Annotated in this window: 18 protein-coding genes; all 18 read left to right on the forward strand. The window is 58.4% G+C overall.

The features are described from left to right. Positions 1-279 precede the first annotated feature (279 nt). The 18 genes from flgB to CRO46_RS15315 all read left to right on the forward strand — a co-directional run bounded on the left by flgB (position 280) and on the right by CRO46_RS15315 (position 16625). Positions 280-663: a flagellar basal body rod protein FlgB gene (gene flgB, locus CRO46_RS15230; RefSeq protein ID WP_097108622.1), complete on the forward strand. Its 384-nt coding sequence runs from the start codon at positions 280-282 to the stop codon at positions 661-663. Positions 664-665: 2 nt separating this feature from the next. Continuing rightward, positions 666-1091: a flagellar basal body rod protein FlgC gene (gene flgC, locus CRO46_RS15235; RefSeq protein ID WP_097108623.1), complete on the forward strand. Its 426-nt coding sequence runs from the start codon at positions 666-668 to the stop codon at positions 1089-1091. Further along, positions 1088-1423 carry a flagellar hook-basal body complex protein FliE gene (gene fliE / locus CRO46_RS15240; protein ID WP_097108624.1) on the forward strand — a complete coding sequence of 112 codons (336 nt, stop codon included), beginning with the start codon at positions 1088-1090 and terminating at the stop codon, positions 1421-1423. The genes flgC and fliE overlap by 4 nt, the downstream gene beginning before the upstream one ends. Before the next feature lie 10 nt (positions 1424-1433). After that, on the forward strand, positions 1434-2219 hold the full coding sequence (flgG, locus tag CRO46_RS15245) for a flagellar basal-body rod protein FlgG (RefSeq protein WP_097108625.1): 786 nt from the start codon (positions 1434-1436) through the stop codon (positions 2217-2219). Positions 2220-2241: 22 nt separating this feature from the next. After that, entirely contained in the window at positions 2242-2724 is a 483-nt protein-coding gene (flgA, locus tag CRO46_RS15250; RefSeq protein ID WP_097108626.1) for a flagellar basal body P-ring formation chaperone FlgA, read from the forward strand. 74 nt (positions 2725-2798) lie between these two features. Beyond that, a complete protein-coding gene (locus CRO46_RS15255) occupies positions 2799-3914 on the forward strand; it encodes a flagellar basal body P-ring protein FlgI (protein ID WP_179759084.1) in 1116 nt (371 codons plus the stop codon). Beyond that, on the forward strand, positions 3911-4438 hold the full coding sequence (locus CRO46_RS15260) for a MotE family protein (protein ID WP_097108627.1): 528 nt from the start codon (positions 3911-3913) through the stop codon (positions 4436-4438). The genes CRO46_RS15255 and CRO46_RS15260 overlap by 4 nt, the downstream gene beginning before the upstream one ends. Next, on the forward strand, positions 4432-5139 hold the full coding sequence (gene flgH, locus CRO46_RS15265; RefSeq protein WP_425479289.1) for a flagellar basal body L-ring protein FlgH: 708 nt from the start codon (positions 4432-4434) through the stop codon (positions 5137-5139). The genes CRO46_RS15260 and flgH overlap by 7 nt, the downstream gene beginning before the upstream one ends. 11 nt (positions 5140-5150) lie before the next feature. Next, positions 5151-5651 (forward strand): flagellar basal body-associated FliL family protein, encoded by a 501-nt coding sequence (locus CRO46_RS15270; protein ID WP_097108629.1) that lies wholly within the window; start codon positions 5151-5153, stop codon positions 5649-5651. Further along, the gene (fliP, locus tag CRO46_RS15275; RefSeq protein WP_097108630.1) at positions 5648-6385 is read left to right on the forward strand and encodes a flagellar type III secretion system pore protein FliP; all 738 of its coding nucleotides are present in this window, start codon (positions 5648-5650) and stop codon (positions 6383-6385) included. The genes CRO46_RS15270 and fliP overlap by 4 nt, the downstream gene beginning before the upstream one ends. Positions 6386-6699: 314 nt before the next feature. Next, on the forward strand, positions 6700-7671 hold the full coding sequence (locus tag CRO46_RS15280; RefSeq protein WP_097108631.1) for a flagellin N-terminal helical domain-containing protein: 972 nt from the start codon (positions 6700-6702) through the stop codon (positions 7669-7671). 344 nt (positions 7672-8015) lie between these two features. After that, positions 8016-8987 (forward strand): flagellin N-terminal helical domain-containing protein, encoded by a 972-nt coding sequence (locus tag CRO46_RS15285; RefSeq protein WP_097108632.1) that lies wholly within the window; start codon positions 8016-8018, stop codon positions 8985-8987. 259 nt (positions 8988-9246) lie between these two features. Next, a complete protein-coding gene (locus tag CRO46_RS15290) occupies positions 9247-10218 on the forward strand; it encodes a flagellin N-terminal helical domain-containing protein (protein ID WP_097108633.1) in 972 nt (323 codons plus the stop codon). Between the two features lie 345 nt (positions 10219-10563). After that, complete coding sequence (locus tag CRO46_RS15295) at positions 10564-11535, forward strand: flagellin N-terminal helical domain-containing protein (protein WP_097108634.1); 972 nt, start codon at positions 10564-10566, stop codon at positions 11533-11535. A gap of 379 nt (positions 11536-11914) precedes the next feature. Beyond that, complete coding sequence (locus tag CRO46_RS15300; RefSeq protein ID WP_097108635.1) at positions 11915-12889, forward strand: flagellin N-terminal helical domain-containing protein; 975 nt, start codon at positions 11915-11917, stop codon at positions 12887-12889. 306 nt (positions 12890-13195) lie between these two features. Then, positions 13196-13813 (forward strand): hypothetical protein, encoded by a 618-nt coding sequence (locus CRO46_RS15305; RefSeq protein ID WP_097108636.1) that lies wholly within the window; start codon positions 13196-13198, stop codon positions 13811-13813. Beyond that, positions 13813-15096 carry a MotB family protein gene (locus CRO46_RS15310; protein WP_097108637.1) on the forward strand — a complete coding sequence of 428 codons (1284 nt, stop codon included), beginning with the start codon at positions 13813-13815 and terminating at the stop codon, positions 15094-15096. The genes CRO46_RS15305 and CRO46_RS15310 overlap by 1 nt, the downstream gene beginning before the upstream one ends. Positions 15097-15221: 125 nt before the next feature. After that, complete coding sequence (locus CRO46_RS15315) at positions 15222-16625, forward strand: chemotaxis protein (protein WP_143439056.1); 1404 nt, start codon at positions 15222-15224, stop codon at positions 16623-16625. Positions 16626-16636: the final 11 nt, after the last annotated feature.

A 16636-nucleotide genomic window follows, 5' to 3' on the forward strand; every position in this document is an offset into this window, starting at 1 on the left:
GCGGTTCGGTCAGGGTAATAAAGCCCTGCGGATTCTGCCTGCTGCGCTGCAGCTGGTCGCATGCCCGGACTGTTGTGTCACAGGCGCCATAAAATCGCGGCCTGGTCTGCGTGGTCGAGGTTGCAGACCCCGACCCCGACCCCGACCCCGACCCCTGGACCATCCTCTGCCCGGCAAGTAAAGGCCCGGTCCCGAAGCTTACCGAATGGTTAATTTCCCGTAAGGCACACGCAAGATTAGCCGCCTATTCTCTGGGCTTGTTAAGGACAGGGAAATTCCATGCAGCCGATTCAGCTTTTCGAACTGGCATCCAAGCAATCGCACTGGCTGACCGTGCGTCAGACTGTGGTTGCCGGAAACGTCGCGAACGCCAATACGCCCGGCTACGCGGTCCGGGAAGTCGCAGCCTTTGAAGCCGTTCTCGACCAGACGCAGAAGCCAGTCCGCATGGCGGCAACGCAACCCGGCCACATCCAGGAAGACCCGATGCGCGGCGCAGTACGTACCGGCAGCTTCGGCGATGTCGACGTGCAGCCGTCGGGCAACTCGGTCAACCTGCCTGAGGAAATGAGCAAGACCGGAGAGATCAAACGCATGTACGAACTCAACACTGGAATGGTGACGGCCTTTCACCGCATGATGCTTCTGACCGTGAGGCGCTGATCATGCCGGTTGATCCACTTACTCTCGCCTCCCGCATCGCTTCCTCCGGCCTGACTGTTCAGGAAACCCGGATGCGCATTCTTTCGGAAAACCTTGCCAACTCGCAGTCGACCGGCAACACGCCGGGTGAGGACGCCTATCGCCGCAAGACGATCAGCTTTTCCTGGGAGCTTGACCGCGCCACCGGTGCGACGCGGGCCGAAGTCGCCAAGATCGATACCGACCCGAGCCAGTTCGTCATCGAATACGACCCGGGCAATCCTGCGGCCGACAAGAATGGCATGGTGAAGCGTCCCAACGTCAACGTGCTGGTCGAACTGGCGGACATGCGTGAGGCAAATCGCACCTATGAAGCCAACCTACAGACCGTGAAACAAACAAGGGAACTGGTTTCCATGACTATTGAACTGCTGAGGTCCGGCCAATGATTGACAAGATCTCCGGCCTGTCAGGCCTGTCGGGCATTGCTGGTCCGCGTGAGACCGACATGGCGGGCGCTGCTGCAATGCCAACCATGCCGGCGGTGTCCGGTGCACAATCACCAGGCTCGTTTGCGGAAACGCTGAAGACCATGGGTGAGGGTGTCGTCGACAATCTCAAAACAGCCGAAGGCAAGTCATTCGCCGCCATCAAGGGCGAAGTGCCAACCCGTGAAGTCGTCGACGCCATCATGGCGGCCGAACAGTCGCTGCAGACCGCAGTCGCAATTCGCGACAAGATGGTCACTGCTTATCTCGAAATCGCACGTATGCAAATCTGAGGAATATGCCATGAAGGCTTTGGCCATCGCAGCTACCGGTATGAATGCCCAGCAGCTTAATCTCGAAGTGATCGCCAACAACGTGGCGAACATCAACACCACGGGTTTCAAGAGAGCCCGCGCCGAATTCTCCGACCTGCTTTATCAGGTTGAGCGCAATTCGGGCGTTCCCAACGCTTCCAACCAGGCGATTGTCCCAGAAGGCGCGCATATCGGTCTTGGCGTTCAGACCTCCGCGGTCCGTAACCTGCACATCCAGGGCAGCCTGGTAGGCACCTCCAACAAGCTCGACCTGGCACTTGTCGGTCGCGGCTGGTTCCAGGTCGAAACCCCGGATGGTGAAACCCAGTACTCACGCGCCGGCGCCTTCAACACCAATGCCGAAGGCCAGCTGGTGACCATCGACGGTTACGTGGTCGTTCCCGGCATTACCTTCCCGGACGAAACCAGTGAAGTTCAGATCTCCCGGACCGGCCAGATTCTCGCCCGTATCGGTGACGATGTTGAACTGCAGGACCTGGGCCAGCTGACCCTGGCGAATTTTGTCAATGAAGCAGGTCTAGAGCCGCTCGGCGACAATCTGTTCCGCGAAACCGTGGCTTCTGGCCCGGCTATCGTCGGCGTCCCTGCCGATCCTGGCTTCGCCCATGTGCAGCAGGGATATCTGGAAGCATCCAATGTTGATCCGGTCAAGGAAATCACCGACCTGATCTCCGCCCAGCGTGCTTATGAAATGAATTCCAAGATCATCCAGGCGGCGGATGAAATGGCGTCCGTCGTCTCGCAGAACCTCTAGGTTACACAAGGAAAAGGCAGACATGACGTTTCGCCCCACATTGCCTTTGCAAGGTCTCGTTCGCGCGGCTCTTGTCATGCTCGCTCTGCTGTGCGCCAGTTCCATGGCGCACGCAGGACGCGGAACCGCAGTCGTGCCTGAACGGACCATCTACCCCGGTGAGGAACTGGTGGAAGAGCTGGTCCGCGAGGTCGAGGTGACCAACCCAAATCTCCGGGGCGGTTATGCCGAAGTGACCAGCGAGGTCGTGGGCAAGGTGACAACCCGCACGCTGTTGCCGGGCCGGACCATACCGGTCGCGGCATTGCGTGATTCCTGGGCCGTGGAACGTGGCAAGACGGTTCCGATCGTCTTTACCGGCAACGGCCTGACCATCACCGCGACGGGAACGCCGCTTGAAAACGCCGCCATCGGCGATTTTATCCGTGTCCGAAACATCGAATCCGGCATCATCATTTCTGGAACGGTGATGGAGAACGGCAGCATACAGGTGGCTGCGAAATGATCCGCAAACTCGCCAAAATCGCCGGTATCTGGGCTGCCATGATCTGTCTGTCCGGCTCGGAACCGGGTCCCGCCATGGGGCCTGGCCAGGGGTCTGTGGATGCTTTTGCGTCCGGCGCCGGCATGAGCTTCATCCGCCCTGCAGGTGCGTCCTCGCGCATCAAGGACATTGCTTCCTTGCAGGCGGCACGGGACAACCAGCTGATCGGATACGGACTCGTTGTCGGATTGCAGGGAACCGGGGACGGCTTGCGCAATTCGCCCTTCACCGAGCAGTCACTCCGAGCGATGCTGCAAAACCTCGGGATCTCCACCGAGGGCGGCGCCTCGCGGGTCAACAATGTCGCTGCGGTGATCGTCACCGCCAACCTGCCACCCTTCGCAAGTCTCGGTTCGCGCATCGATGTCAGCGTATCGTCGCTGGGCGACGCCACCTCGCTGCGCGGCGGTACGCTTGTCATGACGTCGATGTCGGGTGCCGATGGCCAGATCTATGCCGTGGCACAAGGCCCGGTAATCGTCTCGGCCTTCAATGCCGAGGGAGACGCGGCTACGTTGCAGCAAGGTACTGCCACTGCCGGCCGTTTGCCCGGCGGCGCCATCATTGAGCGCGAAATCCCGGCCAGTTTCAAGCAGGTCGACGGACTGGTCTACCAGCTCAGAAACCCCGATTTCACCACGGCCGTTGGCATGGCCGACGTCATCAATGCGTTTGCGGAAGCGCGCTACGGAACAGCCATCGCCGAGGCCCGTGATTCCACCACGGTCGCAGTCCGCAAGCCCCCGCGCGCGGACCTCGCCCGGCTGACTGCAGAGCTCGAGGGGCTGGTCGTTGAAACCGACACGCCGGCCCGTGTTGTGGTCAATGAGCGCACAGGCACGATCGTGATCGGCAACGACGTTCGCGTTTCCAAGGTCGCCGTCAGTCATGGCACATTGACCGTTCAGATCAACGAGACCCCGACTGTGGTGCAGCCGCTGCCGTTCTCCGATGGCGTGACGGCCGTTGAACCCCTGACCGACATCACGGCAGGCGTCGACGGTGGCCAGGTTGCCATAATCGATGGACCGGATCTGAGAACCCTGGTCGCCGGCCTCAATTCCATTGGCGTCAAGCCGGACGGCATCATTGCCATTCTCCAGGGCATCAAGTCCGCCGGGGCACTGCATGCCGAACTGGTGCTGCAATGATCGGAAAAGACAGACAGCATTCGCGCTTATGGTCGCGTGGGGCAGGGGCTGCAGCGGTCCTCATGCTGGGCATGATCGCTCCGGGCGCCCATGCGCAGCAGGCGCCGCCGCCAAGCCTTGAAGACGAGATCCGCGCATTTTGTGGCAACATCGCCGATGCAGCGCGCGATCAGCGCTATCTGCTGCAAAAGAAGGAACTCGAAGAGCTCCAGGCGGAAGTCGATGAACGCATGCGCCAGCTTGAGGAAGGCTCCGCCAAGTATCAGGAGTGGCTCAAGAAGCGGGAAGACTTCATGCAGGTCGCTGACACCCAGCTGGTGGAAATCTACAAGAACATGGCGCCTGATTCCGCCGCTGCGCAGCTTGAAATTGTCAAGCCGGGTATCGCGGCAGCCATTGTCATGAAACTCAGTCCGCGACTGGCGAGTTCGATACTCAACGAGATGGACACCAAGAAGGCAGCAGCCTTGACAACCATCATCGCCGCCGCAGCAGCCCCCGAGCAACCCAAGGATCCATCATGATTAGGGCCTTCGCAGTCACCGCTCTTGCTCTCTCGCTCGGCGCATGCAGTTCGCAGACATTGAAAGAGGTGGGTCAGGCACCCTCGATGAGCCCGGTGGGCTCGGGTCTCGCCTATGGCGAAACTCCGCAGATGGCGGCCTATCCGAAGCAGCCGGCTGCGCAATCAGCCGGTTTCTCTCTCTGGGACGACCGGCGCTCGAAACTGTTTCAGGATGCGCGCGCGGTCAGCATCGGCGATATTCTCACAGTTGACCTGGCGATCAACGACAAGGCCAGCTTCGACAATGCCACTGACCGCAGCCGCAAGAATTCCAGCGGCATCAATGCAGGCTGGAACCTTCCCATCGTCTCGTCGATCGGTGCCAACGATCTGAGTTTCGGATCTGACACCTCGACCAAGGGCACAGGCACGACCGAGCGCTCGGAAAAGCTGCAGCTGCGGGTCGCTGCCGTCGTGACCGGAATCCTGCCGAACGGCAATCTGGTCATCAGCGGCAGCCAGGAGGTGCGGGTCAACCATGAGCTCCGCATTCTCAACGTAGCCGGCATCGTCCGTCCTCTGGATGTCGATCACAACAACACCGTGGCTTACGACAAGATCGCCGAGGCGCGCGTTTCCTATGGCGGGCGCGGCAGGCTCACCGAAGTCCAGCAGCCCCCTGTTGGTCAGCAGCTTGTCGATATTCTCTCCCCGATTTGATGGTCTGATCCATGGCATTAACTGACTTCGAAGAAGACGGCGGCAGGAAAAAGTCCGGTCTCATCGTCACCATCGCCATTGTCCTCGTCCTCAGCCTGATCGCAGGAGGCGGCGGATGGGTGGTCGGAGGCATCATTGCGCCTCAGGTCAAGCAGCCCGAGGCCGCGCAGGCTCCCGAAGCAGACAAGAAGGACGAAAAAGAAGGGGATCAGGCGGAAACCGACATCCGTGAAAACGTGGTCGCGCTTGAGCCGATCACTACAAATCTGTCATACCCTTCTGACAACTGGATTCGAGTCGAGGTCTCGCTTGTGTTCACGGATCAGCCGGACAACGAGCTGGCCGACCGGATCCACCAGGATATCCTGGCCTATCTGCGTACTGTATCGCTTCAGCAGATAGAGGGGCCGCGCGGCTTTCAGTATTTGCGCGAAGACCTGCGTGAACGCGTGAAATTGCGGTCGGAAGGCCGCGTCAACGAGCTCCTTCTGAGGACTTTTGTAATCGAATGATTCGATTTATCTCAGCCTTTGCAGCCATGATGGCATTTGCAACGGCGGCCCAGGGCCAGATCTTAGACCCCGACGTGTTGCAGACGCCGGTCGACGGGTCCGTTGCCAGCTGGATCATTCGCACCTTCGGACTGCTCACCGTTCTGTCGGTTGCGCCCGGCATCCTGATCATGGTGACCAGCTTTCCGCGGTTCATCATCGCATTTGCCATTCTCCGGTCGGGCATGGGTCTGGCCACAACACCCGCCAACATGATTCTGGTCAGCCTGTCGCTGTTCATGACGTTCTACGTCATGGCGCCGACCTTCGACCAGGCCTGGGAGAGGGGGATCAACCCGCTTCTGGAGAACCAGGTCACCGAAGCAGAGGCGATCGATTTTATTTCCGACCCGTTTCGCGAGTTCATGCTTGTCAACACGCGGCCCAAGGATCTGAACCTGTTCATCGACATTGCCGACGAGCGTGGCCAGTCGACCGAATCCGAAGGCAAGATCGACATGCGGGTGCTGGTGCCGGCTTTCATGATATCCGAAATCAGGCGCGGCTTTGAAATCGGCTTCCTCGTTGTTCTGCCCTTCTTGGTGATCGATCTTGTCGTGGCCACCATCACCATGTCGATGGGCATGATGATGCTGCCGCCGACCGCTATTTCGCTGCCTTTCAAGATTTTGTTCTTTGTCCTCATCGACGGCTGGAACCTGATGGTCGGAAGTCTGGTCCGTTCTTTCATCTGATCATCGTCCAAGTGTCATCGGCCTGCGCCAGTGATCTTTCGGCGGCTGCTGCCGGATATCGCGGCGGCCCAAAACATGGTTAGCGCAATTCTTGCGCCTTTAAACCGGTGTTAACTATCTTGAGATAACTATCAGTTTTGGCTTTTGATTAATCTCTTCGAAAGCCAATGCTGGGATTATGGTGCCTGCATGACGGGAAGAAACACTTCTGCAAAGTCGGAAGGTTTTAACAGGCATGAAGCCGCACCGCATGACCGGTAAAACCATGAATCCGGTATGTCCCTCTTTGTATTGCGTTTTTAAGGGACAATCCCATGACTAGCATCATGACTAACTCCGCAGCAATGTCTGCACTCGCCACTCTGCGTTCGATCAACAACGACATGGAAAGCACGCAGAACCGCGTCTCTTCCGGTTACCGCGTTGAATCGGCCGCTGACAATGCCGCCTACTGGTCGATCGCAACCACCATGCGTTCGGACAACAAGGCACTTTCCACCGTTCAGGACGCTCTCGGCCTCGGCGCTGCCAAGGTTGACGTTGCCTATACCGGTATGAACTCGGCGATCGACGTGGTCTCCGAAATCAAGGCCAAGCTGGTTGCCGCCCGCGAGCCCGGTGTCGACAAGACCAAGATCGACAAGGAACTGACCGAGCTGAAGAACCAGCTCACGTCAATCTCCGAATCGGCCTCGTTCTCGGGTGAAAACTGGCTCAACAACACCGGCGCATCTGCGACCGGCACCAAGGAGATCGTCGCAGGTTTCAACCGTGACTCGACCGGCAAGGTCACCCTGACCACACTGGGTGTCAACGCTACCTCGACCACGCTGATCGGCACGACCAACGAAAGCCTCGGCATCCTGACCAAGGACATCGACGCCGACGCGCTCAACCCGGATGGCACCGGTACGGCTGCCAACTACTACCTGATCGATGCAGACGGCACCGCAACCACCTCTGGTTCCGCGACATCAATCGCTCTGACAAGCACCACCACGGATGCCCAGGTCGACGACATGATCCGCGTTGTCGACTCGATCCTGACGCAGATGACCGATGCCGCCTCGAACCTCGGTGCCGTCAACAAGCGCGTCTCGATGCAGGACGATTTCGTCTCCAACCTGATGGACTCCATCAGCAAGGGCGTGGGCCGTCTGGTGGATGCGGACATGAACGAGGAATCGACCCGCCTGAAGGCTCTGCAGACCCAGCAGCAGCTCGGCATCCAGGCCCTCTCGATTGCCAACTCCAGCTCGCAGAACGTGCTGTCGCTGTTCCGTTAAGGCGCGCTTCAAGCTCGATTTCAGAGTTGAACACTCAAGGACGCCGGGGAGCAATCCCCGGCGTTTTTCGTGACAGGATTTCTGACTAGGCCTCACCGCGCCTGGTTGAGGTGTGTTGGTCTGTTGCTTAAGTAGCTGTTAACCATAACAAATTCCTCAATTTTTCTATTTTCGATTAATCTCTTGGAAAGCAAGAGCTGTGATTATGCACCCAGCATGACGGGAAAGAACACTTCTGCAAAGTCGGAAGGCTCTAACAGGCATGATGCCGCACCGCATGACCGGTAAATTCATAAGCCCGGTATGTCCCTCACCAGTATCGCGTAATCCAAGGGGACAATCCCATGACTAGCATCATGACTAACTCCGCAGCAATGTCTGCACTTGCCACTCTTCGTTCGATCAACTCCGACATGGAAAGCACGCAGAACCGCGTCTCTTCCGGTTACCGCGTTGAATCGGCTGCCGACAATGCTGCCTACTGGTCGATCGCAACCACCATGCGGTCCGACAACAAGGCACTTTCCACCGTTCAGGACGCTCTCGGCCTCGGCGCTGCCAAGGTTGACGTTGCCTACACAGGTATGAATTCCGCCATCGACGTGGTCTCCGAGATCAAGGCCAAGCTGGTTGCCGCCCGCGAGCCCGGTGTCGACAAGACCAAGATCGACAAGGAACTGACCGAGCTGAAGAACCAGCTCACGTCGATCTCCGAATCGGCTTCGTTCTCCGGTGAAAACTGGCTCAACAACGACGGCGCCACAGCTCTTGGCAGCAAGGAAATCGTCGGTGGTTTCAACCGCGACTCGACCGGCAAGGTCTCGCTGACCACGCTGAGTGTCAACGCCACCTCGACCACGCTGATCGGCACCACCAACGAAAGCCTCGGCATCCTGACCAAGGACATCGATGCTGACGCACTCGACCCGAATGGCACCGGTACGGCTGCCAACTACTACCTGATCGATGCCGACGGCACCGCGACCACTTCTGGTTCCGCTACGGCCATCGCGCTGACAAACAGCACCACCGATGCCCAGGTCGACGACATGATCCGCGTTGTCGACTCGATCCTGACCCAGATGACCGACTCGGCATCGAACCTTGGTGCCGTCAACAAGCGCATCTCGATGCAGGACGACTTCGTCTCCAATCTGATGGACTCCATCGACAAGGGGGTCGGCCGTCTGGTTGATGCGGACATGAACGAGGAATCGACCCGCCTGAAGGCCCTGCAGACCCAGCAGCAGCTCGGCATCCAGTCGCTCTCGATTGCCAACTCCAGCTCGCAGAACATCCTGTCGCTGTTCCGTTAAGGGCCGCTTCGACCCCGTCTACGGGTTGATCAAACTGGAGCGCCGGGGAGCAATCCCCGGCGTTTTTCGTTGTCTGGTCATCACCGAAAGAAAGTTGGAGCGATTAAACAATCAGTAACCATGTTTGGGCATTTTGGCCATCAAGAAACGGTGGGTCGCCGATCGGTAAACGGGTCGCGACGAGCATGATGTCTTGCCGCCGTTGCCGGTAAACTGAGTCCGGCATGTCCCGCGTAGATTGTCAAAAAGGGACACGTCCATGACAAGCATTATGACCAACACCGCAGCAATGTCCGCACTCGCCACTCTGCGCTCGATCAACTCCGACATGGAGACGACACAGAACCGCGTCTCCTCCGGCTACCGCGTTGAAACTGCTGCCGACAATTCGGCCTACTGGTCGATCGCAACCACCATGCGGTCGGACAACAAGGCGCTTTCGACGGTCAAGGACGCTCTCGGCCTCGGCGCCGCCAAGGTTGACGTCGCCTATACCGGGATGAATTCGGCCATCGACGTGGTCTCCGAAATCAAGGCCAAGCTGGTCGCCGCCCGCGAGCCCGGTGTCGACAAGACCAAGATCGACAAGGAACTGACCGAGCTGAAGAACCAGCTGGTCTCGATCTCTGAATCGGCTTCCTTCTCGGGTGAAAACTGGCTCACCCATGATGGCGCCGCAGCGTCCGGCAACAAGGACATCGTTGGCGGCTTTACCCGCGATGCCACCGGCAAGGTCTCGATCACCACACTGTCGATCAACACCACATCGACCACCCTGATCGGCACCACCAATGAAAGCCTCGGCATCCTGACCAAGGACATCGACGCCGACGCGCTCAATCCCAACTCCACCGGTACCGCCGTCAACTACTACCTGATCGATGCCGATGGCACCGCCACCACCGCAGGTTCGGCTACCGCCATCGCACTGACCACCGCCACCACCGATGCCCAGGTTGACGACATGATCCGCGTGGTGGACTCGATGCTGACGCAGATGACCGATGCCGCCTCGAACCTCGGTGCCGTGCAGTCACGCGTGTCCATGCAGGAAGACTTCGTCGCCAGCCTGATGGACTCGATCGACTCCGGTATCGGCCGTCTGGTGGATGCGGACATGAACGAGGAATCGACCCGTCTGAAGGCCCTGCAGACCCAGCAGCAGCTCGGCATCCAGTCGCTCTCGATCGCCAACTCCAACTCGGAAAATATTCTGTCGCTGTTCCGTTAAGCTGGAAGTAAGATCTAATAAAGAACTTCTGAAAATAAGATGGCGTCGAGACAAGAGTCTCGGCGCCATTTCTCTTTTTAATGAAATTTATCCGAAGCCTGCGCAAATATTAAAAAACGAATAACTGAATCCCGTTCCATTAAGGCTAATAAATTATGCATTTTCTTGCGGATATGTTCGCTCAATTAAAAGTTCAGTAACTATAAATCTTCATTTTGATTTTCAAGAAATAGTGGGTCGCGGTCTTTAGGGAGCCAAATGCGACGGGCATGACGCCTTGCCACTATTGCCGGTAATTTTGAGTCCGGTATGTCCCGCGTAAAGTTGTCAAAAAGGGACACTTCCATGACAAGCATCATGACTAACTCCGCAGCAATGTCTGCACTCGCCACCCTCCGTTCGATCAATTCCGATATGGAGACGACACAGAACCGTGTCTCCTCGGGCTACCGGGTGGAAACCGCTGCGGACAACGCTGCTTACTGGTCGATCGCAACCACCATGCGTTCCGACAACAAGGCACTTTCCACCGTTCAGGACGCTCTCGGCCTCGGCGCTGCCAAGGTTGATGTCGCCTATACCGGTATGAACTCCGCCATCGACGTGGTCTCCGAAATCAAGGCCAAGCTGGTTGCCGCCCGCGAGCCGGGTGTCGACAAGACCAAGATCGACAAGGAACTGACCGAGCTGAAGAATCAGCTTACTTCGATCTCCGAATCGGCGTCGTTCTCCGGTGAAAACTGGCTCAACAATGACGGTGCAACTGCATCCGGCAACAAGGACATCGTTGGCGGCTTTAACCGCGATTCAACCGGTAAGGTTTCGATCACGACACTGTCGGTGAACACCACTTCGACCACGCTGATCGGCACCACCAATGAAAGCCTCGGCATTCTGACCAAGGACATCGACGCCGACGCGCTCAACCCGGATGGCACCGGTACCGCCGTCAACTACTACCTGATCGATGCCGATGGCACCGCCACCACCGCTGGTTCCGCTACGGCCGTCGCGTTGACAAACAACACCACCGATGCCCAGGTCGACGACATGATCCGCGTCGTGGACTCGATGCTGACGCAGATGACCGATGCCGCCTCGAACCTCGGTGCTGTCAACAAGCGCGTTTCCATGCAGGAAGACTTCGTCGCCAACCTGATGGACTCGATCGACTCCGGTATCGGCCGCCTGGTGGATGCGGACATGAACGAGGAATCGACCCGCCTGAAGGCCCTGCAGACCCAGCAGCAGCTCGGCATCCAGTCGCTCTCGATCGCCAACTCCAACTCGGAAAACATCCTGTCGCTGTTCCGTTAAGAACACGCAGGAATGGAACCGCCATAAGGCGGCGACCAGGCACCCAATGGGAAAGGCCGCATCGATTTCGATGCGGCCTTTTCGCGTTGCCTCCCCGGATCCATCCGTCCAATAGTCCATTCAAGTGTGCGCTGCGGTAAGATGTTGAATATCTGACGCTGCGTAAGCTTTGACCAAAACCGGCATTCTGGTCTTCTGCCGGGACGCAGTACTAAATTTAGGGATTGAATTAACTCGACGTTAACCATAAACGTTTACCTCTTAGTAACCAACGGTGAACCGGATCCAAGGCGAGTGCCATTCCGGTTGCATGAAGCAAGATCATCGTAGCCGGAGACTTGGCCGGTATGTCCCTGGGCAATTATAGGGGCATTTTAATATGACCAGCATCATGACCAATGCAGCCGCAATGGCTGCTTTGAAGACTCTACGTACAATCAATTCCGAAATGGAAGTTACCCAGGCGCGTGTGTCGTCGGGCTACCGCGTTGAAACCGCCGGCGACAATGCGGCCTACTGGTCGATCGCCACGACGATGCGTTCGGACAACAAGGCGCTTTCGACTGTCAAGGACGCTCTCGGCCTCGGTGCCGCCAAGGTGGACATCGCTTACACAGCGATGAACAGTTCCATTGACGTGATCTCGGAAATCAAGGCCAAGCTGGTTGCCGCTCGCGAGCCTGGTGTCGACAAGACCAAGATCGACAAGGAACTGACCGAGCTGAAGAACCAGCTTAAGTCGATCGCGGTCTCGGCTTCGTTTTCCGGCGAAAACTGGCTCAACAATGCCACCGCAACCGCAGCCGGCACGAAGTCGGTGGTCGGCGGCTTCAACCGCGACGTCAACGGACTGGTGTCGATCACCACGCTCGACATCAATGTCACCAGCCTCACCATGATTGGCGAGGTCAACGAAAGCCTCGGTATCTTGACAAAGGACATCGACGCTGACGCGCTCAACCCGGACAGCACCGGTACGGTGACCAACTACTATCTGATCGACGCCGACGGCACCGCCACCACTGCCGGCTCCGCTACGGCAATCGCGCTCACCACCGCGACGACAGATGCTCAGGTTGACGACATGATCCGTGTTGTCGACAAGATGCTGACCGAGATGACCGACGCTGCGTCCAACCTTGGCGCTGTGAAGAAACGCGTTTCCATGCAGGAAGACTTTGTCGCCAACCTGATGGACTCGATTGACTCCGGCATCGGCCGTCTGGTCGACGCGGACATGAACGAGGAATCGACCCGCCTGAAAGCTCTGCAGACCCAGCAGCAGCTCGGCATTCAGTCTCTGTCGATCGCCAACAACAACTCGCAGAACATCCTCTCGCTCTTCCAGCAGTAAGCCTGGCAGCGTCCGGCAACGGGCGCATCGAGTGAACGAATTCCGCTGTGCCGCCGGTCATCGGACATGGTGGATCAGCTGGCCCGCTCCGAAATTGCCCTCGGGGCGGGCCAGCGGCTATCACGGAGTGAGAGCCGGATAAAAATCAGGTCGGGCAGCCTGAGGTCATTCTCACACAAGTTTAGCTATCTAGGTTTCCCACGCGCATGAAGGCGCAGTCGGATCATGCAATCCCCGCCTTCTGATCTTGAAGGGAACGAAATTGCATCGGCTATCGTCAGCAATTGCCAGCAATCGGAGAGGCTCATGACGGCCAGTTTCGCGCGGTATCTACCGGATTTCGAATTCACGAACATGAACGGGTTTCATGCCGGCCAACATGTCGTCGAAGACGAAAAGCCCGCGGCTCTGCCGAACATCGATATCGAGAGCATCCGCGCCGAGGCGCGTGCCGAAGGCGATGCGATCGCACGCGCCGAACTGACCCGCAAATTCGAAGCCGAACACCTTGCCATCGAGAACCTTCACGCCGCCGAAATGCAGGCCTTGCGCGAAGAACTCGAAATCAGCGCTGCCAAAACGATCCCTGCGGCAATCGAGGCCCGAAGCGCGGAGATCGCCGAGGTTCTTGCAGCCGACGTCGAGGCCGTGCTGACACCGCTGATCGACGAAGCGGTTCGCAAGCGCATCCTCGCCGGCCTTGCCGAAGAAGTGCGCAGGGCTCTCGCATTGGATAATGCCGGTCAGATCCGCATTTCCGGGCCGGAAGCTCTGGCTGACACCCTGTGCGAGCAACTCGGCGCGGGCGCGGACGGGCTCACGGTTGAGAAAACCGAAGACTTCGATATCGAAATTGAAATAGACCGGACCCTGTTTGCCAGCCGTCTGGTTGACTGGTCCAAAGCGCTTGCCGAGGTTCTGTGATGGCTGAAGGCGACTCAACCCACCAGGGCAAGAACGAGATCATTATCGTCAAGCGCCGCGGCGGCAGCGGCGATGATGGTGCACACGGTGGTGTCTGGAAAATCGCCTACGCTGACTTCATGACAGCGATGATGGCCTTTTTCCTCGTGATGTGGCTGGTCAACGCTGCCAATGAAGAGAGCAAGGCTTCGGTCGCGAGTTACTTCAATCCGATCAAGCTGACGGACGACAAGCCCACCGATCGCGGCATCAAGCAGGTCGGCAACACCCAGGACGGCGAAGCCAACGCGCCGAAGTCGAAATCTGAGGGTGAGGGCACCACCGATGGTGAGGCCGCCGAAGCTGGCACGCAGGAAAACAGCACCGCCGGCGAAAAGCAGGACTATTCGGAATCCGACTATTTCGAAAACCCCTTTTCGGTCCTGGCTGAAATCGCTCAGGAAACCGGAACCCAGACCAACATCTCCGACAAGGGGGATGGTGGCGCCGCACAGTCTGGACCTGCGACAGGCGCGTCCGGTGGTGATGCCTATCGAGATCCGTTTGATCCGGATTTCTGGACCAAGCAGGTTGAGCAGAGCCGCAAAACCCTGGAAGACAGCCAGGCCATGGTCGAGGTGGACCAGTACCCGCAGAATAATGCGCCGCCCGATGCCTTGGATGAACTTGGTTTGATCGAAGATCCCTATGCCCAGGGCGGGAACTTCAGCGAGAAAACCGAAACCGGTCCCGACGGCAGCCAGGCATCTGACACTGCCGGCGAGGGGGGAACCGGCGCCGAGGCCGGTGAGCAGCAGGCACAGCAGCTTGCGAAGATCGAGGCCGAGGCGGACAGGCTCAAGGATGAAATTGCCAAGGCACTGGGCAACGGTGTCGGCAAACTCGCCGAAGGCCTGACCGTGACACCATCCGAGGGCGGCTTGCTCGTCTCCCTGACCGACCAGCTCGATTTCGGCATGTTCAATGTTGGCTCCGCTGTGCCGGGACGCGATCTTGTCATCGCGATGGAAAAGATTGGCGAGTTGCTGTCAAAGCGCCCTGGCGCAATTGCCATCCGCGGTCACACGGATGCGCGGCCATACACGTCAGGAAATGATGACAACTGGCGGCTGTCAACAGCACGCGCCCATTCCGCCCTGTTCATGCTGGTCCGCGGTGGCGTACCCGAAGAGCGGATAATCCAGGTGTCGGGGTTTGCTGATAGGCGGTTGAAGGATCCAGAGAACCCCTATGCGGAGGTCAATCGGCGTATCGAAATTCTCGTCGCGGCCGAAGGAAGCTGACGATGCGGCGAATAGGTCATCCCGCGCCCGTTTCCATCGCCGTGATTGCGGCGGTGCTTGCGTGTGCGGCGGTTGCGGAAGAACCGAAAAAGCCGCTGCCGTTCGAGCTGTTTCACGGAGCCACAATGGTTCCCCGTGCCGGCGACGCGGCTGTTCCATCAGGGGATAGCCAAAACCTACCTGGCTCTCTCTCCGGAATCGCTTCCGGCCATAAGGCTGGTACCGAAGCGGACCGCGCGTTCAGCGATGGGCAACAGCCCACGGCGATCGAGGGTGTCCAGGCGCCCTATTCGGAACCCAAGCAAGAAGCCGGGTTGGAAATGGACGACAAGATCGAGGTCCTCCAGCCCTACAAGCTGGTCCGATCCTTGCAGTTCGTTCAGGATGCGGTGGTTCAAGGCGACCATTCTGCAATGGAGATGCAGCGCTATCTCATCGGCGTGATCGACAGCAGGCTGCGCGAGGCTGACCAGGCCGTTTTCGATGATCCTCGCAACGTTGACGCGGCGCTGATTTACGCCATGAGCGGCGGCAATCCCGCCACACTCGATATCCTGGCGATAAAGGACAAGTTCGGCAACTTCGACAACGAGGTGACCACAGTCCTGCGTGCCTATCTGAATGGGCGAGCCGCCAAGACCCAGACCGAGTTGACCGAAGTGGTCAAGATCTACCGCGACACCGAGATCGGCCCCTACATCACTTTGGTGGCCGCCAATGTCATGGCCGCATTGAATGATGTTGCTGCTCTCAAGCTGTTCGATTGGGCAAGACTGACTGCTCCCGGCACGCTCGTGGAAGAGGCCGCGCTGCGCCGGTCGCTGTTCATCGCCTCGGAAAAGAACATGCTTAAGGAGGCATTGCACTACGCGCAACTGTATGCGCGGCGCTTCATCACGTCCCCGTATGCGGGACAATATGCCGATCTTCTCGTCGACCTCGTCCAGAAAAACTACGAAGAAATAGGCGACGAGGGATTGAGTGAAATTCTCTCCTTCATGGATCGGCCGAGAAAGCGCGAGATCTATTTGCGGATTGCCCGCAAGGCCGCCATTTCGGGCATGCGTGAGCTGGCAGTCTTCGCCTCGGACATGGCCGAGACGCTGCTGGGAGCCAATGATACCATGCCGCAGGCCATGGCCGAGCTCTACTCGGGAATGGCAAAGATTCCAACGGACGGTGTTGGCGGAGTGCTCGAAAGCATCAATGCCCTGTCGAGCGCCCGCCTGTCACAGCGGGACCGGGTCTTGCGGGAGGCTGCTAAAATCGTGGCGAGCGAGGTTGTGAAGGCACCGGTGCTCGACAGCTTCACGCAAGCAATGCCGTCCATCATGGAGCCAGTCGAAAGCAAGCAGGGCGCCTCAGAGTTCAAAGGTGCGGGCGTTACCGCAAACAGGGCCGGGAGCACACTCTTCAAGCGCGCAAGTGCGGCGGAAGAAGAGATCCGTGTGGCTGAGGAAGGAGCATTTAAGGGCTATGTGTCCGAGCGGAGGCAAGCACTCGAGCGGATCGACAAACTGCTTGAGTAATTGAAGGGAAA

Origin of the sequence: Parahoeflea halophila (assembly GCF_900220985.1) — a bacterium.
Lineage (GTDB): Bacteria > Pseudomonadota > Alphaproteobacteria > Rhizobiales > Rhizobiaceae > Hoeflea > Hoeflea halophila.